The sequence below is a fragment of the Cryobacterium sp. TMT2-42-4 genome (genome assembly GCF_004402645.1).
GTDB classification, from domain to species: domain Bacteria; phylum Actinomycetota; class Actinomycetes; order Actinomycetales; family Microbacteriaceae; genus Cryobacterium; species Cryobacterium sandaracinum.
In genome coordinates, this window is the sequence record NZ_SOFT01000041.1 from 20,767 (window position 1) to 42,604 (window position 21,838).

The following is a 21,838-nucleotide window of genomic DNA, read 5'->3' on the forward strand; positions in this document are numbered from 1 at the left end:
GCCTTGGGACGTGCCTCGCGATGCAGCGGCACAGACTCCCACCCCTTCTCGACCCGTGGTTCTTCTGTGCCCGAAAAACGCGCCGGCATCCGCCGCCGACCAGACGGCACCACAGCTGACAAAGGGAACCCCATCGTGAAGAAGAAACTGCTCGCCGCCCTCGCGGTCGTACCGCTCGCCGCACTGCTCGCCGGTTGCTCCGGCGCGGCCGCCGACGAGACCGTTAAGATCGGCGTCGTCGGTGCGAGCGACCCCTACTGGGCCGTCTACGAGGAGGCCGCGGCGGATGCCGGCATCACGGTCGACATCGTCGACTTCGCCGAATTCGGGCAGCCGAACCCGGCCCTCTCCGCGGGCGAACTCGACCTGAACCAGTTCCAGCACATCGTCTACCTCGCCGAATACAACGTGGCCAGCAAGGACGACCTGACGCCGGTCGGCGCCACCGCGATCTACCCGCTCGCCCTGTACTCCACCCAGTACGACGACGTCAATGAGATCAAAAAGGGCGACACCGTCGCGGTGCCGAACGACGCGAGCAACCTGGCCCGCGCGCTGCTCGTGCTGCAGTCCGCGAAGCTGATCACGCTGAGCGACGGCGGCAGCATCTACTCGACCCTCGACGACATCGACACCAAGAAGTCCAAGGTCACCGTGACCGCGCTCGAGGCGTCGCTCACCGCCACATCTCTTCCTGACGTTGCCGCTGCGATCATCAACAACGACTTCGTCGAGAAGGCCGGCCTAAAGGTCGATGACGCCCTCGCCCAGGACGACCCCACCGACCCCAACGCGTTGCCGTACGTGAACGTTTTCGCGGCCCGCGCCGAGGACAAGGACAACCCCACGTACCAGAAGCTGGTCGAGATCTACCAGACAACGAAGGCCGTTCAGGACGGCGTGCTCGACGTGTCCGCCGGGTCCGCCGTGATGGTCCAGACTCCGGTCGCCGACCTCGAGTCGTCCCTTGCCACGGTCGAGAAGGACACCGCAGCCCAGAAGTAGCGCTGTCCGACCTCAGCCCAGCACAGCCGCCCAGCCCGGCGCCACGCCAGTCAGTAAGGACGTCCCATGCCCGCCCCCACCCCCGTTGTCGAACTGCGTGACGTGAGTAAGGTGTACCTGCCCACGACCCGGGGCGGGGCCGAGGTCGTCGCCATCGACAAGGTCAGCCTCACGATCGACGCCGGGGACGTCTACGGCATCATCGGTTATTCGGGGGCAGGCAAGAGCACCCTGGTGCGGCTTGTGAACGCCCTCGAACGGTCGACGTCGGGCGAGATCCTGATCAACGGCACCGACATCGCCCGCCTGCCCGAGCGGGAGCTGCGCCCGGTGCGGCTGGGCATCGGGATGATCTTCCAGCAGTTCAACCTTCTGGGGTCACGCTCCGTCGCGGCGAACGTCGCCTATCCGCTCGAGGTGGCCGGCCAAACGAAGGAGAAGCGCCGGGCCCGGGTTGCCGAGATGCTCGACTTCGTCGGGCTCGGCGACAAGGCGGGCGCCTATCCCGACCAGCTCTCCGGCGGCCAGAAGCAGCGCGTGGGCATCGCGCGGGCCTTAGCCAGCCAGCCGGGCATCCTGCTCGCCGACGAGGCCACCAGCGCCCTCGACCCGGAGACCACCTCCGAGGTTCTGGACCTGCTCGGGCGGGTGAATAAGGAATTCGGGGTCACCATCATCGTGATCACGCACGAGATGGATGTCATCCAGACCCTGGCGACGAAGGTCGCCGTGATGGACCAGGGCCGGGTGATCGAGCGCGGCGACGTATTCGACGTGTTCTCGAACCCGCAGCAGGCGGCCTCCGCCCGGTTCGTCTCGACCGTGGTCAAGGGTCTCCCTTCTTCGTCGGAACTCGCCGTGCTGCGGCGGCGTCACCCGGGTCGCCTCGTCACGCTGGCGTTCCGCGACAGCAGCGTCGATCAGGCCCGCGTGTTCGGCGAGTTCGTCTCCGCCGGCGTCACCTTCGAGGTCGTCTACGGCGGTATCAACGAGATCCAGGGCCGGTCGTTCGGGCACCTGACGCTGGCACTGGCCACGCCGGGGGCGACGGATGCCGCGGCCGACGCCGCCATCGACGCCGCGCTCGACCGGGTGCGAACCCTCACGACCGTGACCGAGGTGCGCTGAGATGGACAGTCTGATCGACCTGTTGCCCGAACTCTGGATCGCCGCGGGGGAGACCCTCTACATCGTCGGTCTCACGCTCTTCTTCGGCGGGATCGGCGGCCTGCTCGTGGGCCTCGGCCTGTATCTGACCCGCGCCGGCAGCATCCTCGAGAACCGCGGGGTCTTCGTGGTGCTGAACCTGCTGGTGAACATCGTGCGGCCGATCCCGTTCATCATCTTCCTGGCCGCCGCCCAGCCGCTGGCGCGGGTCGTGGTGGGAACCGGCATCGGAAACGCGGCGATCATCTTCACGATCTCTCTCGCGGCATCCTTCGCCATGGGACGGATCGTGGAGCAGAACCTGCTCACCGTGACGCCGGGCGTGATCGAGGCGGCCCGCAGCGTGGGGGCCGGGCCGATCCGGATCATCTTCACCGTGCTGCTGCCCGAGGCGCTCGGCCCGCTCATCCTCGGCTACACCTTCATCTTCGTGGCGCTCGTGGACATGTCGGCGGTCGCCGGCTACGTCGGCGGCGGCGGCCTCGGAAACTTCGCGCTGCTCTACGGTTACCGACAGTTCAACCCGGTCGTGACCTGGGCCGCCGTGCTCCTGATCATCGTGCTGGTGCAGTTGGTTCAGTTCCTTGGAAACTGGCTGGCCCGGAAGGCCTTCCGCCGCTAGGACGACCCCTGAGTGTGGGACATCTTTCGCGCGTTCTTACAGCGCCGGCCATCCCTCGTTCACCTCCGGTTCAGGTGATGCTCCCGGACCGGACATTCGTGGGCTGGAAAGTACACGCGGGGTCGGCCTATCCGAGCCGCCTACACGTCACAGTGGCCCCTTCGCTGCATCATCCTTGCCCAGGGAGTCATCTTGTCGCCGAGCCCGAGCATCGTCTTCTCGGCGTTTGAATCCGCCGCCGACCCCCGATTGCACGGATGGGTGGCTTTCCGTGAAAGTGTGCAGAATGTCGCCACTCCCGTTAGGGCGGTCGCCGTGCGGGACGGGTACCGCGCCGGTCCCTTGCTCACGGGAGCGCCGCGGCACTCCGGCATCTGGCGACTGCTCGCCTCGAACCGGCGCGAGCTCGGCCGTAGCTCCTCCGTCTACGCAACGTTCTCCAGCGCGCGAACCCACGTCCTCGAACTCAAAGGCCAGTGCGATTCGATGGTTGCCACGGTTGTCACGGGTCCCAGGGCCGGCACACACGGGTGGGTGATCAGCGTCGGTGATGTAGTCGTGATGACTGCAGGGCGCTGGTATGGCGCGGCGTCGACCAGCCGTGAGGCCTCGGCTGGAACCATTGAGGCTTTCCACAGCGCGCTCGTCGGTGCGGACGCCCGTCACGCCACGGAGGCCGGGCAGCGCGGCAACCGGGTCCTCTCCGACGAGGAACGGGCTCTGTCCTGGTGACCGTGCGCAAGCACCGCGGAACCACCATGATCGCCACGGTCGCCGGCCTCTCCGTACTCGGCTGGCTGGTCTTCGGCTGGCTGGTACCCGGTTTCCAGGCACCCGAGGGCGTGCGGGCCAGTGTCGCACCGGCCGCGTCGGCGGTCATCACCACCGTGCCGCCAGAGCTTGCCCGATCGCTGCCCGCGGCCGAACCAGCGCCCGCCACGCTTGCCCTGCCGACGGCTGCGCCTCCGATTGATGGCAATGCGGCGCTCGCCGACCCTGCCTGGGCCGTCCGCGTCTCCCCAGCGGCCGGCATCCCCGTGCGCGCCCTGCTCGGTTATGCAGGGGCTTCCCTGGCCCTGGCGGCCGAACAACCGGGCTGCCACCTCGGTTGGAGTACCCTGGCCGCCCTCGGCAACGTCGAATCCGGTCACGGCAGCCACGACGGTTCGGCACTCAGTGCGGATGGCGCCGCCCGCCCGGGCATCTTCGGCCCGGCACTCGATGGCGGCGCTTTCGCCGCGATGGGCGACACCGACCGCGGGGCCTGGGACGGCAGCACCGAATGGGACCGTGCGGTCGGGCCACTGCAGTTCATCCCCGCGACCTGGCAGCGGTGGGGTGCCGACGGCAACGGGGACGGCGTCGACGACCCGCAACAAATCGATGATGCCGCCCTCGCTGCCGGCCGTTACCTTTGCCACTATGGCGAGCTGTCCCGGCCCGATCGCTGGCGCGCCGCCGTGTTCGCCTACAACCACGTCGATTCCTACGTGAACACCGTCGCCGCGACGGCCGATTCCTACGCCGATCTGGCAGGTTGAGGAGCTTCGTGACGGACAAGACCTCGGCTGGAGACGGCCTGATCTCCGGCAGGTACCGGCTCGGCGATCTTCTCGGTACCGGTGGGTCGGCATCCGTTTTCGCCGCCGTCGACACCGCCACGTTTTCGGACGGTGACGTCGGCGCCCACCGGGTGGTCGCACTCAAGATCCTGCACCCGCACCTGTCGCGGTCCGACCACTCCCGGCGGGCGTTCCTCGCCGAGGCCACGGCGGCGGCCGGCCTGCGGCACCCGAACATCGCGCAGGTGCTCGGCATCGGCGTACACGACACGGGAGAGGAACCGCAGGCCTGGATTGCCCTCGAGCTCGTGCCCGGCATCACCCTCGCGGAGCACATCGAGCAAAACGGCGCCCTCGAGCCGGGCCAGGCGCTCACCATCGCCTCGGCCGTGCTGCGAGCGCTCGAGGCCTCACATGCTCGTAAACTGATCCACCGGGACGTGTCCCCGGCGAACATCATGGTCGACACCGACGAGGGGGGAGGATTCTTGATCGGGGATGTGCGGCTGCTCGATTTCGGTCTGGCGGATGCCGCCGGCAGGCCGGTCCTCGGAACCGACGTCCTGCGCAGCGCACCCGCGCCGCAGGCCCGGGAGGATCAGGGGGTTCCGGATCTGCCAATCGAACCCGTCGCCCCGGGCGTCCTGGGCAGTGTGTACTACATGTCGCCGGAGCAGGCCCGCGGCGGCGCCGTCGACGAACGAGGCGACCTCTACCAGCTCGGTGGCGTACTCCACTTCGTGCTCACCGGGAAGCCGCCGTTCTCGCGAGATTCGGCTGCTGCCGTGATGCGGGCTCACGTGCTGGCGCCCCCGCCGGTGCCCTCGGTCCTGCGTTCCGGTATTCCTCGCGCCGTCGACCGGATCGTAGTCAAAGCGCTGATGAAGGATCCCGCGAGCCGATTCCAGTCTGCCGCCGAGATGGCGGGCGGTATCGGAATCCTGATAGCCTCCGGCGTCGTCGGCCCGGCCGGGCGGGGCCGAGCGGCGGGAGATGAGCGCACCCGGGTATTCGGGCAGACCGCCGCACCGGCATCCGACGAACCGGGATCCGTCGCACCGGGATCCGAGGCCTTGGCCGGCGACGCACCGGCACCCGACTGGACGCGCAGCGGCCGCACCCGGAGCGGCAGCGGGCTCTGGCTTCTGGCCCTGCTGGTCGTCGGGGGCATCGCCGTCGGCTGGGTCGTGGCCGCGAGCGGGTCCGAGCCGGCGTCGATCGCCGTCGCGAGCAGTCTCCCGACGCCGCCGCCGACGCCGAGCCCGGTGCCCGCGACCGACGGCATTTCAACGGACATCCTGATTCAGAGAGTTCGGATGCCCGAGCTCACCTCCCTGACCCTCGCTGCAGCCCGAGCAGCGCTCGCCGCGGCCGGACTGGAGGTCGGCGCCGTCGAGACGCAGGCCTCGGCCCTGCCGGCCGACACCGTCCTGGCGAGCCTCCCGGCCGAGGGAACCCGCATCGATCCAGGCCGCACGGTCGACCTCGTCATCGCCTCCGGATCGAACGCGATCCCGACGGTGCGGGGACTCACCCAGGCCGCGGCTGCTGTCGCCTTCGAGGAGGCCGGTTTCGTCGTGCTGACTGAGTCCCGTGCGAACTCTACGGTGCCGCCGGGTACGGTGCTCGCAAGCCTTCCGGCGGCACAAACGGTGTGGCGTCTGGGGATAACCGTTACATCGATCGTGGCGAGCGCGGCCTTTCCCGTGCCTGAGGTACCTCCGACTCCCACCCCGACGTCCACATCGCAGACGCCGACGCACGCGCCGACGATCGCCCCGGACGCGGGCGCGACCCCGTCGCCCGCGGCCACGTCAGCCTCCCGCTGAGCCGACTCCGCGGCGGCAGCGATCACGCCCGGTCAACTCTCCACTCCGCGTCCATCTCTAGCTGGACAAATCGACGCTCAGTGTTAACCCAGCGCCCCAAACATATGTCTCGGACGTGCTACCGCCGCGTTTGTTCCGCTCCCCACACCCGAATGTGCAAGGACACCCATGTCGTTTTCGACCCTTTTCGACGCGCTTGCGGTCGAGCCGCCAACGATCGATCCGGCGAACCCGGACTCGTCCCCGCGCCGTTCCCTGGCAGCACGTCCTTCGGTCTCGGATTCGGTGTTCCGTTCGGTGGCCTTCCTCGCCGGCTGCATAACCGTGGCGATCATGCTCGCCGTGGGCTTGTTCCTGTCGTTGCGGGCCTCGGAGGCCCTCGGGGTCGCCGGCTTCAGCTTCCTGGTCGAGCAGGACTGGTCACCGGAGTCGCAGAAATTCGGCATCGCATCCGTCTTGTTCGGCACCATCACGATCGCGGTGATCGCGATGTGCGTCGCCGTGCCGCTCGCCCTCGGCACGGCCCTGCTCATCTCCGAGGTCGCCCAGGGCCGGATGCGCTCCACGCTCGTCACGCTCGTCGACCTGATGGCCGCCGTGCCAAGTGTGGTCTTCGGCCTCTGGGGTGTCTTCTTCCTGCAGGCCAACGTGATCCCGGTCGCCACCTGGATCTCCACCTACTTCGGCTGGATCCCGTTCTTCCGGGTCGAGGACATCACCGGCCAGACCCTGACCGAGGCGAGCGCCTTCACCTCCTCGGCGTTCATCGCCGGCATCGTGGTGGGCCTCATGGTGGTGCCCACCCAGACCTCGGTGATGCGCGAGGCCTTCTCCCAGGCTCCGATCGGCGAACGCGAGGCCGCGTTCGCCCTCGGGTCGACGCGGTGGGGCATGATCCGTGCGGTCGTGCTGCCCTTCGGTCGCGGTGGCATCATCGGCGGCACCATGCTCGGCCTCGGCCGAGCCCTCGGTGAGACCATCGCCGTCTACATGATCATTTCCCCGATCTTCACAATCAACTGGGAGGTGCTGAAGACCGGCACCAACTCCGTCTCCGCACTCATCGCCCTCCGCTACGGCGAGTCCAGCTCGTTCGGCCTCTCCGCGCTGATGGCAGCCGGGCTTGTCCTGTTCCTGATCACCCTCGTGATCAACTTCACGGCCTCGTCGATCGTGGCACGGTCCCGATCCGGGGCAGAGAGCGACTGATGACGATCCTCCTCGAACCCACCGGAACGGTCACCCCCGAACCGACACCGACGGCCCCGGCGCACACCACCACGATCCCGTCCCCCGGGGGCGCCCCGATCGGCCCGCGACGCCGGGTGCGCGGCGCCCGCCTCGACGACCGGTTCAATGTGCTCGGCGCCGCCTCCGCAGGCATCGCCGTCGCTGTGCTGCTGTTCGGTTGGTTCAGTCCGCTCTCCGGCGGCGTCGGCTGGCTGCTCGTGGCCTTCATCGCCTTCATCGGCTTCTACGCCCTGCTGGTGAGCTTCGCCAGCGACTGGCAGGAGGTCAAGGACCGGGTGATGGGGGTGTTGCTCGCCAGTGCCGGGGTGGTGCTGTTCGGCGCCCTGGTCTTCGTGGTGGCGTTTACGCTGGTGCGCGGCCAGGAGGCCCTGCCGCACCTGAACTTCTTCACGCAGAGCATGGAGCTCGCCGGCCCGCTGGACGGCCTCGAGGTCGGTGGAATCGTGCACGCGATCCTGGGCACGCTGATGCAGATCTCGATGGCCCTCGCCATCACGATCCCGCTCGGAATCCTGACGGCGCTCTTCCTCAACGAGGTCGGCGGCAAGTTCGCCCGCTTCGTGCGCACGATTTCGGATGCGATGACGGCCCTGCCCTCCATCGTCGCCGGACTCTTCGTCTATTCCGCGATCATCGTGTTGATCACCCATCAGCGCTCGGGCTTCGCTGCGGCGATGGCCATCACCGTCATGATGCTGCCCATCGTCATCCGGGCCTCCGACATCGTGCTGCGGCTTGTGCCCGGCAACCTGCGCGAGGCCGCCTACGCCCTCGGGTCGACCCGGTGGCGCACGGTGTGGCACGTCGTTCTGCCGACGGCCCGGCCCGGTCTGGCCACGGCCGTGATCCTCGGCACGGCTCGCGGAATCGGCGAGACCAGTCCGGTGCTGCTCACATCCGGGGTGACCGCCGTCGTCAACTGGAACCCGTTCGAGGGTCCGATGATCTCCCTGCCGCTGCAGGTCTTCGACTTCGTCAAGTCCCCCGAGCCGAACATGATCGCCCGCGGCTTCGGCTCCGCTGCCGTGTTGATCCTGCTGGTGCTCGCACTCTTCGCGATCGCCCGCCTGATCGGGGGTAAGGGTCCCGGCCAGCTGGGCCGCCGGCAGCAGGAACGGGTCGTCGCGGCATCCGCTCGCGACCTTCAGCGCATCACCCTTCAGGGCAACCGCCGAGTCCTGCTCGACGCCTCGGCCGCGCAGGACGACCACCGGCCACCGCCATCCGCGCCTACGCCATCCGCCCCACCGTCAGACCCCAACCCGAAGGAGACGTCCTCGTGACGCGCCAGCCCCGGCGGATTCGTGCAATCCGCGCCCTGTTCGCCCTCACCGTCGTGCTGGTCAGCGTGCTCGGCACCGTGCCTGCCCAGGCCGTGAGCTACGACCCGATCACCGGTACCGGCTCGACCTGGTCGCAGAACGCCCTCGACCAGTGGCGCAAGAACGTGGCCTCGAACTATGGCATGACCGTCAACTACTCGGGCGTCGGCTCGTCGGCCGGCCGGCGTGACTTCGTCGCTGGCAACGTCGACTTCGCCGTCAGCGAGATCCCGTTCCAGACCCGGCCGGAGGACAACTCGGCCCCCGAGGTGCCGTCCCGCGGCTACGCGTACATGCCGATTGTGGCCGGCGGCTCCTCGTTCATGTACAACCTCAAGATCGGCGGGGTGCGGGTCTCCAACCTGCGCCTCAGCGGTGAGGTGATCACCAAGATCTTCACGGGCGTCATCACCAAGTGGAACGACCCGGCGATCCAGACCGACAACCCCGGCCTGGCGATGCCCGACAAGGGCATCGTGCCGGTCGTTCGCTCCGACGGCTCCGGGTCGACCGCCCAGTTCACCCTCTGGATGTCCAAGCAGCACCCTGACCTGTGGAGCGCCTTCTGCGCCAAGGTCGGCCGCACCTCCTGCGGTCTCACCTCCCAGTACCCGACTTACGGCAACGCCAAGGCACAGAGCGGCTCCTCCGGCGTGGCCGGTTATGTGAGCCAGGACTACGGCGAAGGCGCGATCACCTACGTCGAGTACTCCTACGCCCTCGAAGCCGGATTCCCGGTGGCCAAGGTGCTCAATGCGGCCGGCTATTACGTGGAACCCACCGCCGACTCGGTCGCGGTGGCCTTGCTCCAGGCGCAGATCAAGACGGATGTCCCCGTCACCAGCCCCGACTACCTCACCCAGATCCTCGACGGCGTCTACAACAACGCCGACGCGCGCAGCTACCCGTTGTCGAGCTACTCCTACATGATCGTTCCGACCGCGGTCGGCGGTGTCTTCACGGAGAAGAAGGGCCTCACCCTGGGGGCCTTCGCAAACTACATGCTCTGCGAGGGGCAGCAGCAGGCGGAGGCTCTCGGGTACTCGCCGCTGCCGATGAACCTCGTGCTGGCCGGGTTCGACCAGATCAAGCGGGTGCCCGGCGCGGATGTCTCCGGCGTGGACATCAACAAGTGCAACAACCCGACGTTCAAGCCCGGCGATTCGCCCTCGAGTAACCAGCTGGCCGTGACGGCCGCGCAGCCCGCCGAGTGTGACAAAGTCGGCACCAGCCAGTGCACGACCGGCACCGCCGGCGCGCCGGGCGATACTCCGACCTCCGGTACGGGCACCGGCGGCACCGCCGCGGGCGGTGCCGCGGCGGCCGATGCCGCTGCGGGTGCTGCTGGGGGTGGCGTGGCGGCCGGCCCAACGGATGCCGTGGCCGCGGTCTACGACGAGAACGGTGCCCTGGTCTCGGCCGGAGGCACCGGTTCCGGGGTCGTGGGCAACGCGGTGGCCTCGCCGTTCACCCTCCCCGACACCGGCTGGGGAGCCCAGCAGGGCATTATGCTCTTCGCCGGAATCCTCCTGATCGGGTCGGCTGTGCTGCCGCCGGTGCTCTGGCGGCGGCTGAAGCCGCTGGCCGCGAAAGCGGGCTTGAAATGACGCGCCGTACCGTTGCCACGGAGTCGATCTGGGTCCGTGCGGGTGCCAGCGGAATCGTCGTCGGTTTAGTCGTGGGGATCGGGGTATCGGTTCTCGGCGCGCTAGCCCCGTCGCCGGCGTCCGCCGACACCTCGAGCGCCGTCACGGTCACCGCGGCGAGCGCGATCACGCCCACCGGGTCACCGTTTCCCGACCTCGCGGTGACGGTGTCGAAGACGACGGACCTCACATCTGAGGGTGTGCTCGTCAGTTGGACCGGTGCAGGCAATAAGAAGTCCACCCGGCCGCAGGGCAACGTGGGCGGTGAGAATTTCCTGCAGATCGCGCAGTGCTGGGGCGAGGACCCGTTGCATCCCGGGCATCCCGACCGCACGACCTGCCAGTACGGCGCTTTCGCAAACGCGGGGCGCGACTCTGGGGTCGTACCCAACGTCGACCCCGAAGATCCTGAAGCGGTCGAGGCCGCCAAGGGTCTGGCCCCGAACATCGCGGCAGAGGATGAGCAGTACACCACCCCGAACTACGGCGCTTCCGCGGGCCCGTTCACGGCTATCCCTTTCAGGGCGGCCAGCGGCGAGTCCATTTCGGCGGTCTTCAAGAACACCGGTTCCTCCGTGCCGACCCACTACATCACCGACACAGCAGGCAAGGTACAGACCGCCCGCGGTGACGCGACCGCCGATGGCGTTACCCTGCCGAGCGGCATCGTCGGCGTCGACCTGGCGTCGAACCAGTTCTACACCCCGTTCACCTCGAATGAGATCAAGTGGGCCGGGTCCGATGACACCGGCACCGGGTCAGCGAAGTTCGAGATGCAGACGTCGATGCAATCACCGGGCCTCGGCTGCGGCCAACCGGTCATCGTCACCGGGCAGCCGACGACGGGCCAGTCCTGCTGGCTCGTGATCATCCCCCGAGGCACCGGTGACTCTGGAGTGACCCAGATCATCCGCCCCGGCCTGTTCTGGGATGCATGGCAGCACAGCGTCGCCGTCAAGCTCGATTTCAAGACCGTCGGCATCCGTTGTGAGATCGGCAGCTCCGAAGCGCAGCTGAGCGGCAGTGAGCTCATCGCCGGTGCGATCTCCTCCTGGCAGCCCGAGTTGTGCGCCGGCACGAACGGTTCGGCCTTCGTGCTGTCGACCGGCAGTGAGGCCGATTCCCTCGCCTCGGCTGCACAGAAGGTCCCGGGACCACTTGCCTTCACGTCTAGGCCCTACAGCACCACCGCCGCGGACCCCCTGCAATACGCCCCGGTCGGCATCGCCGGTATCACGGTGAGTTTTGCGATCGACAGACGTGTCAGGCCATCCGGGGATGTTCCGCAGGCCTACATCGACGCCGAGACCCAGGCTTTCAAGACGGTGAATCTCACGCCGCGACTGCTGGCGAAACTTCTCACCGCGTCCTACATCGGTTCCCTGCCGCCGGGCGCCGACCTCACCCACGTGAACTACACGAGCTACGCCGAGCAGGGAAAGAATGCGGCCAACATCACGCGTGACCCGGAGTTCCTCAAGATCAACGACCCGGAGTGGGCCTACCAGGACCTGAATAGCATCTCGCTCTCCGATGTGCTCGCGCCCTCCGGCCGCTCCGATCTGGCCACACAACTGTGGCACTACGTATTAGCGGATACCGAGGCGGTCGCCTTCTTGAACGGCACCCCCGACGAGTCGGGCATGATCGTGAACCCGTACTACTCCACCAGCACCGCGGTGAACCCGACCGGCACGGGGCTGACCCTCCCCAAAGACAGCTTACCCAAGGCCGACCCGGTCGAGACTGTCCCCGATACCGCTTCCACCGCTCCGGGTCCTGTGAACCTTGTTACGTGGCGGCCCTACGCCTCTGATTGGGAAACCGGTGCCTACTTGACACTGCGCGGCGACGGGCAGGCGCTGGGCGAGTGGGATCTCAATGCCACCCCGCGTAAGTACCAGAAGGCCGTGCGCAGTCTCGCGGGCGATCAGGCAGTGCTCGGTCTCACCACGACGGCGTCCGCAGCTCGCTTTCAGAATGTGACGGCGTCACTGAGGAACTCTGCCGGGGAATTCGTCGCGCCGACGTCGGGGTCGATGCTCGCGGCGGCCAGCGCAATGACACCCACGCCCACACAGTCGAAGGTGCTCGAGTACGATCCACAGTCGGCGCAGGCGATGGCGGCGCCCACTGCCTACCCGCTGACGATGCCGGTCTACGCGGCCCTGAATCCACTGCAGACCGACGCGGCCCTCCGTGCCAAGTACGCGAACCTGATCACCTACGCCGCATCGCGGGGCCAGGTCCCCGGCACGGCCCTGGGGCAGCTCCCGGCGGGCTACGCGCCGATGCCACAAGCCTGGATCGCCCAAGCCCTGCTGGCGGCGACGGCGATCAAGGACGGCATCAGCCCGATTACGAAGCCTGTCTCCCCATCGATCCCTGCGGCGGCCTCCAGCGGCGCGACGGCCACCTACTCCCGTCCGGCGGCAGCCAGCGCGGCGACCGCCGTTGCGGCCGCCGCGGCGCCCGTCACCGGTGTCGCAGCCGATCCCGCGGCGACAGGCTCAGCGGCAGGCCCGCTCGTCGGCAAGCCGACCCCCGACGACCCTGCCATCGGCCCGGTCTCTGCTGCGGTTCCCGCTGGACTACTCGCCGGACTGTTCGCAGCAGGCTCGGTTCCCATGATTTCGCGCTTCAGGAGACGATTCTGATGCCGCGTACCGGCTTGACGACTCGATACGGGGCCTGGGCACCGGAGCGAAACGCCAGGAAAGACGCGTCCGCCCGGAAGCGTCTCGAGCACCACATCCGAAAGGCATCACAGTGATTTCGAAGAAGGCTATTGCGCTCTGCGCAACTGTCGGCGTTGCCATCTCCGGCATTGCCCTTGCTTCACCGGCCATGGCTGACCCCGTGTCCAACAGCTACAGCATCGTGGGCTCCGACACCCTCGAGGACGTCGTCAGCGCCCTCGCGAACGGAACCAATGTAACCGGGTCAGTTGTGCGTTCCACGGTCAACTCCGCAACCATCGGGTCATTCGACGCTACGGGCTCGGCGTACATCACCACGAAGCCCAACGGGCCGCGCTTCGGCCGGCCCAACGGCTCCGGTGACGGCGTCAAGGCGCTGAGCCGCTCAATCGACGGTGGACAGTACACCTCCGGTTCCACCGGAAGCCCGGCCAACGTCGTCATCTCCGGCCAGGTCGACATCGCACGGTCCTCAAGCGCGGGAACCCGGAACGACGCCGGCGAGCTTCTCTATGTTCCGTTCGCCCGCGACGCCATCGCGTACGCCTATAAGGGTGCAGCGACGGGCATCGAGGGAATCAATACTTCACAGATGAAGAGTCTCTACGAGTGCTCACCCGGCTTCCAGATCAGCGGTGTCACGGTCACGCCGATCATTCCCCAGAACGGATCCGGCACCCGCAAGGATTTCCTGGCGAAGATCGGCTCGACTGAGACGCTCATGAAGACCGTCACCGAGGGCGGCTGTGTCGTCGAAGGACAGGAGCACGACGCGACCACCCTGACCGCCGAGTCCGTCATGCCGATGGCAGTATCTCGTTGGGTTGCCATGAACACCGGTGCCTCGTACGACAAGCGAGGCACCGGCATACTCGGTTCCCTCGTTGCCGGCGTCACGCCGATCACCGGCACTGGCACCACGATGGCTCCGAACTCCGCGTACTACGCAGACACCACCTGGGGTCGCGACACCTACCTCGTCGTCGAGAACGCGAAAATGGACTCCACAAATGTGAAGTACGACGCAGGTCTCTTCAAGCTCCTTGACTCGGCTCAGGGGGGCGCGCTCACCAACGCCCAGACGCTGGTGTCCAAGGCTGGCGCCGTCAAGAAAAAGTTCGGATTCCTCCCTCCCACGACCGGCGTCGTCTCGTACCGCGTCGCAAAGACCGCGTAGCCGGCACCTCCACCACCGAGAACAGGAACAGATTTCATGAAGCTCAATCACAAGACCCGCTTCGCCGCTGTTGGAGTTGTGTCACTGGCGCTCGTCGCCGGTTCAGCCATCGCCTCCGCGAGCGCCGTCACCCAGGTCAACGGCTCAGACGCGCCGATGTACACCTACGACACGGACGGCGTACTCGTCACCAACCTTGCCCGCACTTGGGGCTTTGACGAGGACCTCTACTCCGGTTCCACCACCGCCGCCTACGACGACTCCTACCTGTGCCCCGCGATTTCGACCGGTGCGAGCATCTTCCTGTCGCCGGTCGGCGGCGAGCGCAGCGTCGGCGCGTGGTCTGCCACCGCGGTTTCCGCATTTGCCCCGGGCCGGACCACCGAGGTCGTCGCTCCGACTCTTACCCCGGGTATCATGATCAACGGTACGCCGGGCGCTTTGGCAAGCAAAGCGAGTGGCGGACGATACAGCCTTGGCCTCGCCTGCACCACGAACAGCGGTGTGACCGTCGTTGGTGCCTTCTACCGCACGATCAACATGACTCCCGTCACCGGAGTCTTCACGTTCGAGCTCCAGGAAGACGGAGGCACGCCGCCGCCGCCCCCCATCAATGCAATCGCTCTCGCTCCGACAACGACCGCTGCCGTAGTGTCCAACGGCGTGCTCGCGCTGACGGTCCCGGCCGGCGCCGCGGCGTCGTTCGGCACCCCGTCACTCGTGAGCAACAAGTCGACCACGACCGGCACCCTCGGCAACATCACGGTCAACGATGGCCGGGTACTCACGCGCGAAGGCTGGAACCTCAGCGCGACCGTCGCGGACTTCAAGAACAGTACGGATGCGACGAACATCATCAGCAAGTCCCAGCTCGGCGTCGCGCCGAAGCTGGTCGTTGCCGGCACGTCCGCGACCGGCGTCACCGCCGCCGCGGTCCAGGTGGCCGGTGCGGCATCCGGGACGTACAACTTTGCCTCCGGCTCGGCAGCGAACACGGTCGGCGACAGCGTTCTCAACGCAGACCTGACCTTCGTCGCTCCTCAGGACAAGGCCGCCGGCACCTACACCTCGACGATGACCCTCACGGTCGTCTCGAAGTAGGAGCAGGCACCAGCTGAACAACGGGGGAGGAACGGCGTTCGCGCCGGTCCTCCCCTTCCTCTCACACTGTTTTCCGCCAACGCAGCATCCGCAGAAAGACCGCAGAAATGAGTACGCCGATCGTGACCCTCCGCACCGCCGCCCCCCGCCTCCTGTCTGTCACCGCCGGCGTGTTGGTCACCCTGGGATTGACCGTCAGCCTCGGCGTCTCAGGGGCCTCCGGCGCCTGGGCGGCCGACTCCGACGGTATCGCCGGCGCACCCTCTGCCGGCGGCGGCGTCGACCAGTCCCGGTCCCGGTTCAGCTATCAAGTCGAACCCGGCCAGACGCTCCAGGACGAATACCTGGTCGAGAACACCGGCACCACCGTGCAGGCCGTCACCGTCTACGCCACTGACGCCTTCAACGCCGACGACGGCAGCTTCGCGCTCCTCGAGGGAGCCGCGACCCCCGCGGACGCCGGAACCTGGATCGCTTTCGACAACGGCACCAACAGGATCCAGGTCACGCTCGACCCCGGCGCCCGGCAGGTGCTGCCGTTCACCGTGACGGTCCCGGCCGATGCCACGCCCGGGGACCACGCCGGCGGCGTCATCGTCTCGGCCCTCTCCCCGGCCGGACAGGTCACGGTCGACCGGCGCGTCGGCATCCGCCTGTATGTGCGCGTCAAGGGCCCGCTGCAGCCCGGCCTGACGATCAGCAGCATCGAATCGTCCTACCAGCCGAGTGTCAACCCGTTCTCGGGCGAGACCACCCTGAAAATGAGCCTGACCAACAACGGGAACGTGTCGCTCGGTGCCGACACCGTCTCGCAGGTGCGCGGCTTGTTCGGGATTCCGCTCTCCGGGCTGGTCGATCAGGAGATCTCCGAGATGCTGCCCGGCAGCTCCCGCACGGTCAGCATTGTGATTCCCGGCGTGGGCGCCTGGGTCTACCTGAACCCGCACGTGTCGCTGGCCGCGACCGTCGACGAGGACGCCCTCGCCGCGGGAGTGCTTCCGACCGGCGCGCGCAACAGCGACCTCTTCGTGGTGCCGTGGGCGTTTCTCCTTCTGGTGCTGGTCGGGGGAGGGACCTGGCTGATCGTGCGGTTCAGCCACAAGCGCGACGCCACGCAGGCCGCCGCCTGGATCGAATACACGGAGGCCGAGGCGCGCCGCAAGGCGCGGGATGAAGCCCCGGCCGAGTTTGCCTCTCGTTAGCTTTCCCGTCAGATCATCGAAACCTTGGACGTGCTAACTAAACCGGTGCTTACCTCCCCTGCCGTGCGCCGGCTTCCGATCGTGGCTCTCATCGCTCTCCTCGCGATGACGGGCATGGTCGGTGTCGCCCTGGGCGCTGCTGCCCCCAGTGCCGTCGCCCGAAGCGCGACTGCCCCCAGTGCCACGTCGGCGACGGATGATCCGCGCGGCGTCGATCTGTCCGTCACGGTGCTCGGACCGACCGGATCCTCGTCACCGGCGGCGCCGGCGGGGCCCGGCGCCACGCCCCGCACGACGGCGCCGCAGCCGGCGAAACCAGCCTCGGTGCGCGGAGTCACCCAAACGACTGCAGCAGGGTCGGCCGCGGGGACCCACGCGCTCGGAATCGACCCCACGGCCGTGGGCGGCGTCCTCTATGTCAGCGGCGTCACCGCGTTGCCGAAGCCGGACTTCGGCCCCGGCGGGGGCGACATCGTGCTGGCCTTCACCCTGAAGAATGTCACGACCACCCCGGTCACGTCGAGTCTCAAATTCTGGATCACGAACGCTGTCGGCATGCAGTTGGCCGCAGTCGACGCCGTCGAGGTCGCCGACCTTTCACCAGGGGAGACCCGCACGGTCACGGCCACCCTGCCCGACGTCGGCCAGTGGACTTTGTTCACCGGTCACGTCACCTTGACGCCACCGACCGAGGTTCTCGGAACGGCGCTGGGACCGGTGTCCCGGGAGTCCCTCGTCGTCATCCCGCCCTACTTCCTCCTGCTTGTGTTCACGGCCGCCGGCGCATTGACTCTGGGCTTGCGGAAGCTGCCCGTCGTGCGTCGTGCTCGCAACCCGGCAATCGGCGATGGGATGGCGTCGTGACCATCGCAAAGCCGACGCGCCGGTTCAGGGCACCCGGTACGGTCCGCCCGCCCGGCCCGCCCGGCCGTCCCGGCCGTCCCGGCCGTGCGGAATCCAGTCGGCGGTCCGGACCGCCGCGGCCTCCGACGGAGCCCGGAGCACCCAAGCCGCCGAAAATCCCCAGGCCACCCCGACGGATGCCGACGCCCCCGCGACCGCCGGTCGACCTCAGCCCGCGTGATCAGGCCATCCGTTCGACCCTGACGATCCTGGCCGTGCTGATCCTCGGTCTGCTGGCCAACATCACGGTGCTCGGTCAGCTGCAACACGTCGTCAGCCAGCAGCGGCTCACCAACACGTTCCGGTACGAACTCGCCGAGGGAACCGCTCCGGTCAGCGAGGGCACGGTCGACAAGGTCCTGCTCACGGCGGGCACGCCCGTCGCACTGATCGACATTCCGTCCATCGATGTGCACGAGATCGTGGTCGAGGGCACCGACTCCGGCACCCTGCGGGCCGGGCCGGGCCACCGCCGCGACAGCGTTCTCCCGGGGCAGGCCGGGTACAGCGTCATCATGGGCCGGGCCGCAGCCTTCGGCGGACCGTTCAGCCGACTCCAGGAGTTGCGCCCCGGGCAGGAATTCACCGTCATTACCGGCCAGGGCGAACACACGTACTCCGTGCTCGGCGTTCGCTACGCCGGCGATCCGACGCCGCCCGCGCTCGGAGCCGGCAAGAGCCGCCTGGTGCTCGAGACCGCGCGCGGCCCGGCCTTCGTGCCCACCGGCGTCGCCAGAGTGGATGCGGAACTCGTCTCGGAAGCGAAGCCCGCCGGCCCCCGCCAGACCACCTATCTGACCCTGCCGCTTGCCGACAAGGAACTGGCCACGGACACGTCGACCGTGTGGGCGCTCGTCTTCGCGCTGCAGTTCCTGCTCGTGATCGAGCTCGCCGCAGTCTGGGCATTCAGACGGGTCGGCCCCCGCAAAACCTGGACCGTGTTCCTTCCCGTGGTCACCGTTGGTGGGGTCTTCGTGGCCGACCAGCTCGTGCGCCTGCTCCCGAATCTGCTCTAGCAACCCGAAACGAGTGGTTATGAACGAGAACGTGTTCGACGACGAGTTGACGCAGGTGCTTCCGGCTGTGCCGCTCTTTCCCGCAACAACGCCACCACCACGATCGGGGCAGCGCGACCGGAAGCTGCGCCTGCCTGCCCGGTCGGTGTCGAACCGGCGCAGCCGTTTGGGCGGATCGGGCTCGCCGTGGTCAAAACGCCCGGCCGGCCCAGATCTGGTCATCGACGCGCCCTCGCATCAACCGAGCGCGCGCGCCCCTCTCGCCACGCTCGAGGGCCGCAACGTTTCGGCCTGGTTCGGCGAGCGCCAGGTTCTCGACCGGGTCAACCTGACTATGCCCGCGGGCGTCATCACCTCGCTGATCGGGCCGTCAGGTTGTGGCAAGTCGACGTTCCTGCGCATCCTGAACCGGATGCACGAGCTCGTTCCCTCGGCGAGCCTCGCCGGCCAGGTATTGCTCGACGGCGTAGACATCTATGACCCGGAACGCAAGCTCGTCGACGCTCGCAAACACATCGGGATGGTCTTCCAGAAGCCCAACCCGTTCCCGGCGATGTCGATCTACGACAACGTGATCGCGGGCCTCACTCTCACCGGCCAGCGTGCGTCGAACGACGAGAAGGACTACCTCGTCGAGAGCTGCCTGATCAAGGCCGGTCTGTGGAAGGAGGTCCGGGACCGTCTGCGCGCCCCGGGCGGCGGGCTGTCCGGCGGCCAGCAGCAACGCCTGTGCATCGCCCGATCCCTGGCGGTGACTCCGCGCATTCTGCTGATGGACGAACCGTGCTCGGCCCTCGACCCTACGTCGACGCGGGTGATCGAGGAGACCATGCTCGAACTCGCCCGGGAGGTGACCATCGTGATCGTGACCCACAACATGCAGCAGGCGCAGCGCGTCTCGCAGAACTGCGCCTTCTTCCTCGCCGCGCAGGGTACGCCCGGCGGGATCGTGGAACACGGACCCACCGACGCCATGTTCGGCAACCCGATCGACCCGCGCACGGCGGACTACGTTAACGGCCGGTTCGGGTAGACGGTGCGGTCGGCGCTGGCGCTGTTTCGGCCTAAGCTGTGGCCATGACCACTGTGGGTTTCGCCGAGATCGAACGCAAGTACGACGTGAATCCGGCTACGGTGTTGCCGCTGCTGCACGACCTTCCCGGCGTGACGCACGTCGAGGAGCCCATCGAACACCAGCTCGACGCGGTTTACTACGACACCGATGATTTTGTGCTCGCGGCGCGGCACCTGACCCTCCGCCGCCGCACCGGAGGGGATGACGCCGGCTGGCACCTCAAGCTTCCGGTGTCACCGGACGAGCGCCGCGAGCTGCGCGAATCGCTCGGAGACAACCCTGACCGTATCCCCGAATCGCTGCTGAACCTGGTGCGGGTCCACCTGCGCGGGCGCCAGCTCGTGCCGGTCGTGCACCTCCAGAACCGGCGCATTCTGCACCGTCTGGTCGGCGAGAACGAGGCCGTGCTGGCCGAGGTTTGCGATGACCACGTGGAGGCAGAGAGGTTCGCCCCAGTGCCGTTGACCCAGACCTGGCGGGAATGGGAGGTCGAACTCGTACACGGCTCTCGCGACCTGCTCGACGCCGCCCAGGAGCGGCTGTCGTCGGTCGGCGTGGAGCCATCCGTGAACCCGTCCAAACTGGCCCGCGCCCTCGGCGACAAGGTGCCGGAGTTCGTCACGGTCTCGGCGATCCGGCCGACCCGCAAGAGCTCGGCCGGCACCGTGCTGATGGCCTACGTGCAGGAACAGGTGCGTGCGATCGGCGTGCAGGATGCACGGGTGCGGGAGAACGACTCGGACGGCGTGCACCGGATGCGCGTGGCCACCCGCCGCTTGCGCTCGGCCCTGTCTACCTACCGGGACCTCCTCGACAGGTCGGTCACCGGCCCCATCCGTGATGAGCTGCGCTGGCTGGCCGGCGCGCTCGGCGCCGCCCGGGACGCGGAGGTGATCCGGCAGCGCCTCGCCCATCGGCTCGCTCAGGAACCGGCCGGGCTGGTCGTGGGCGCGCTGGGTGAGCGAATCGACACACACTTCGCTGACGTCATCCGCGTGGCCAGGCGCCAGACCCTCGAGACCCTCGACTCCGAGCGGTACTTCCGGCTGCTCGACACGCTCGACGCCGTGCTGACCACCCCGCCGCTGCTCACCCGGGCTGACAAGCCCGCGAGCACCGTCATCCCCGAACTGATCCGTGCCGACTGGAAGCGGCTGCGCGCAGCGGTTTTCCTGGCGCAGGGAACCCCGTCCGGTGCCCTTCGCGATGAGGCGTTGCACGAGGCGCGGAAGCGGGCCAAGCAGCTGCGCTACGCGGCCGAGACGGCGGCGCCGCTGCGGCGCACCCGCGCGGCGCGGCTCGTGGCCGCGGCCCGGCAGGTGCAGGACACCCTCGGCGACCACCAGGACAGCGTCGTTGCCCGGGACGTGCTGCTCCGGCTCGGCATGGCCGCGTACCTGCAGGGGGAGAACGCCTTCAGCTACGGCCGGCTGCACGCCGTGGAACAGGGCGGGGCCGCCGCCGTGGAGACGCACTTCTTCCGCACCTGGCGTGACTTTCCGAAGGCTTCGATCTCGAAGTAACCCCTAGTCGAAGCCGAGGCTGAGCTTGCGCAGCAGGGTCGCGAGTCCGGCCTGCTCGCTCGGCGACAGCGTGGCGAGCAGCTCGGCCTCGGCGTCGACCAGCCGGGTGATGGCGGCATCCACCCGGGTCAGGCCGGCCGGGTTCATCCCCACGAAAATGCCGCGCCCGTCGTTGGGGTCCGTGCGCCGGGTGACCAGCCCCCGCTCGACGAGCCGGTCGATCCGGTTGGTCATCGTGCCGCTGGAGACCAGCGTCTGCTGCAGCAGGGCTTTCGGGCTCAGCTCGTAGGGTGCCCCCGCACGGCGCAGCGCCGAGAGCACGTCGAACTCCCAGGAGTCCAACTCTGAGCGGGAGAACGCGGTGCGGCGGGCGCGGTCCAGGTGCTTGGACAGACGGGCCACGCGTGACAGCACCTGAAGCGGTGCGAAGTCGAGGTCGGGCCGTTCGCGCAGCCAAGCGTCAACGATCCGGTCGACTTCGTCATGTGCGGGCATCCGTCTATTATCCCGTTCGGGCACGCCAACCGGCGCAGGAGCGCGTCCCAGGAGCGCCGGGGCGCGCTATCGGCGCGATATCTGGCAGACTTGTTACCGTTGGTCGGCCGTCGGTCGGCGAATTCCGCCGTGGTGTAATGGCAGCACGACAGCCTTTGGAGCTGTTAGGTCTAGGTTCGAGTCCTGGCGGCGGAGCACTGCATGGCGTCACCATCCGGTCTTCCCCGGGCGGCTCCACCGAAG

18 protein-coding genes and 1 tRNA gene are annotated in these 21,838 nt (G+C 68.0%); 18 read left to right on the plus strand and 1 reads right to left on the minus strand.

The features are described 5' to 3' along the window. Positions 1-135: 135 nt before the first annotated feature. From E3O18_RS13430 to E3O18_RS13510, 17 genes are all read left to right on the plus strand, one after another. On the plus strand, positions 136-1,005 hold the full coding sequence (locus E3O18_RS13430) for a MetQ/NlpA family ABC transporter substrate-binding protein (protein ID WP_134393841.1): 870 nt from the start codon (positions 136-138) through the stop codon (positions 1,003-1,005). A 66-nt stretch (positions 1,006-1,071) separates the two neighbouring features. Beyond that, a complete protein-coding gene (locus tag E3O18_RS13435; protein ID WP_134397729.1) occupies positions 1,072-2,133 on the plus strand; it encodes a methionine ABC transporter ATP-binding protein in 1,062 nt (353 codons plus the stop codon). A gap of 1 nt (position 2,134) precedes the next feature. Beyond that, entirely contained in the window at positions 2,135-2,794 is a 660-nt protein-coding gene (locus E3O18_RS13440) for an ABC transporter permease subunit (RefSeq protein WP_134393839.1), read from the plus strand. Between the two features lie 261 nt (positions 2,795-3,055). Continuing rightward, a complete protein-coding gene (locus tag E3O18_RS13445; protein WP_134418322.1) occupies positions 3,056-3,526 on the plus strand; it encodes a hypothetical protein in 471 nt (156 codons plus the stop codon). Positions 3,527-3,528: 2 nt separating this feature from the next. Continuing rightward, positions 3,529-4,335: a lytic murein transglycosylase gene (locus E3O18_RS13450; RefSeq protein WP_241978195.1), complete on the plus strand. Its 807-nt coding sequence runs from the start codon at positions 3,529-3,531 to the stop codon at positions 4,333-4,335. Positions 4,336-4,343: 8 nt separating this feature from the next. Beyond that, positions 4,344-6,185, plus strand: a complete 1,842-nt coding sequence (locus E3O18_RS13455) for a PASTA domain-containing protein (protein WP_166784934.1) — start codon at positions 4,344-4,346, stop codon at positions 6,183-6,185. 168 nt (positions 6,186-6,353) lie between these two features. Next, positions 6,354-7,394 (plus strand): phosphate ABC transporter permease subunit PstC, encoded by a 1,041-nt coding sequence (gene pstC, locus E3O18_RS13460; RefSeq protein ID WP_134418324.1) that lies wholly within the window; start codon positions 6,354-6,356, stop codon positions 7,392-7,394. Then, complete coding sequence (gene pstA, locus E3O18_RS13465; protein WP_134418325.1) at positions 7,394-8,719, plus strand: phosphate ABC transporter permease PstA; 1,326 nt, start codon at positions 7,394-7,396, stop codon at positions 8,717-8,719. Before pstC ends, pstA begins: the two co-directional genes overlap by 1 nt. Beyond that, positions 8,716-10,365, plus strand: a complete 1,650-nt coding sequence (gene pstS / locus E3O18_RS13470) for a phosphate ABC transporter substrate-binding protein PstS (protein WP_241976478.1) — start codon at positions 8,716-8,718, stop codon at positions 10,363-10,365. The genes pstA and pstS overlap by 4 nt, the downstream gene beginning before the upstream one ends. After that, positions 10,362-13,061 carry a hypothetical protein gene (locus E3O18_RS13475; RefSeq protein WP_134393834.1) on the plus strand — a complete coding sequence of 900 codons (2,700 nt, stop codon included), beginning with the start codon at positions 10,362-10,364 and terminating at the stop codon, positions 13,059-13,061. Before pstS ends, E3O18_RS13475 begins: the two co-directional genes overlap by 4 nt. Before the next feature lie 112 nt (positions 13,062-13,173). Beyond that, the gene (locus tag E3O18_RS13480; RefSeq protein WP_134418326.1) at positions 13,174-14,280 is read left to right on the plus strand and encodes a hypothetical protein; all 1,107 of its coding nucleotides are present in this window, start codon (positions 13,174-13,176) and stop codon (positions 14,278-14,280) included. A gap of 36 nt (positions 14,281-14,316) precedes the next feature. Further along, positions 14,317-15,381 carry a hypothetical protein gene (locus E3O18_RS13485; RefSeq protein WP_134393832.1) on the plus strand — a complete coding sequence of 355 codons (1,065 nt, stop codon included), beginning with the start codon at positions 14,317-14,319 and terminating at the stop codon, positions 15,379-15,381. A 107-nt stretch (positions 15,382-15,488) separates the two neighbouring features. Continuing rightward, positions 15,489-16,583 (plus strand): DUF916 domain-containing protein, encoded by a 1,095-nt coding sequence (locus E3O18_RS13490; protein ID WP_134418328.1) that lies wholly within the window; start codon positions 15,489-15,491, stop codon positions 16,581-16,583. Between the two features lie 45 nt (positions 16,584-16,628). Then, a complete protein-coding gene (locus E3O18_RS13495; protein WP_134393830.1) occupies positions 16,629-17,447 on the plus strand; it encodes a hypothetical protein in 819 nt (272 codons plus the stop codon). Between the two features lie 176 nt (positions 17,448-17,623). Continuing rightward, positions 17,624-18,502 carry a sortase gene (locus tag E3O18_RS13500; protein WP_134418329.1) on the plus strand — a complete coding sequence of 293 codons (879 nt, stop codon included), beginning with the start codon at positions 17,624-17,626 and terminating at the stop codon, positions 18,500-18,502. Between the two features lie 220 nt (positions 18,503-18,722). After that, complete coding sequence (locus tag E3O18_RS13505; protein ID WP_198410928.1) at positions 18,723-19,535, plus strand: phosphate ABC transporter ATP-binding protein; 813 nt, start codon at positions 18,723-18,725, stop codon at positions 19,533-19,535. A 44-nt stretch (positions 19,536-19,579) separates the two neighbouring features. Beyond that, positions 19,580-21,100: a CYTH and CHAD domain-containing protein gene (locus E3O18_RS13510; RefSeq protein ID WP_134393828.1), complete on the plus strand. Its 1,521-nt coding sequence runs from the start codon at positions 19,580-19,582 to the stop codon at positions 21,098-21,100. 3 nt (positions 21,101-21,103) lie between these two features. Here the strand turns inward: E3O18_RS13510 and E3O18_RS13515 are convergent, their stop codons facing one another. Beyond that, on the minus strand, positions 21,104-21,595 hold the full coding sequence (locus E3O18_RS13515) for a MarR family transcriptional regulator (RefSeq protein WP_134393827.1): 492 nt from the start codon (positions 21,593-21,595) through the stop codon (positions 21,104-21,106). Positions 21,596-21,718: 123 nt separating this feature from the next. Here E3O18_RS13515 and E3O18_RS13520 point away from each other — a divergent pair. Continuing rightward, positions 21,719-21,790: transfer RNA gene (locus E3O18_RS13520), tRNA-Gln, on the plus strand. Positions 21,791-21,838: the final 48 nt, after the last annotated feature.

Bases quoted from the DNA above. Each gene is read 5' to 3' on its own strand.
- E3O18_RS13485 (WP_134393832.1), top strand. From the start codon at position 14,317: ATGAAGCTCAATCACAAGACCCGCTTCGCCGCTGTTGGAGTTGTGTCA.
- pstA (WP_134418325.1), top strand. From the start codon at position 7,394: ATGACGATCCTCCTCGAACCCACCGGAACGGTCACCCCCGAACCGACA.
- E3O18_RS13510 (WP_134393828.1), top strand. From the start codon at position 19,580: ATGACCACTGTGGGTTTCGCCGAGATCGAACGCAAGTACGACGTGAAT.
- E3O18_RS13515 (WP_134393827.1), bottom strand. From the start codon at position 21,595: ATGCCCGCACATGACGAAGTCGACCGGATCGTTGACGCTTGGCTGCGC.
- E3O18_RS13475 (WP_134393834.1), top strand. From the start codon at position 10,362: ATGACGCGCCGTACCGTTGCCACGGAGTCGATCTGGGTCCGTGCGGGT.
- pstC (WP_134418324.1), top strand. From the start codon at position 6,354: ATGTCGTTTTCGACCCTTTTCGACGCGCTTGCGGTCGAGCCGCCAACG.
- E3O18_RS13500 (WP_134418329.1), top strand. From the start codon at position 17,624: ATGCCGACGCCCCCGCGACCGCCGGTCGACCTCAGCCCGCGTGATCAG.
- E3O18_RS13440 (WP_134393839.1), top strand. From the start codon at position 2,135: ATGGACAGTCTGATCGACCTGTTGCCCGAACTCTGGATCGCCGCGGGG.
- E3O18_RS13490 (WP_134418328.1), top strand. From the start codon at position 15,489: ATGAGTACGCCGATCGTGACCCTCCGCACCGCCGCCCCCCGCCTCCTG.
- E3O18_RS13435 (WP_134397729.1), top strand. From the start codon at position 1,072: ATGCCCGCCCCCACCCCCGTTGTCGAACTGCGTGACGTGAGTAAGGTG.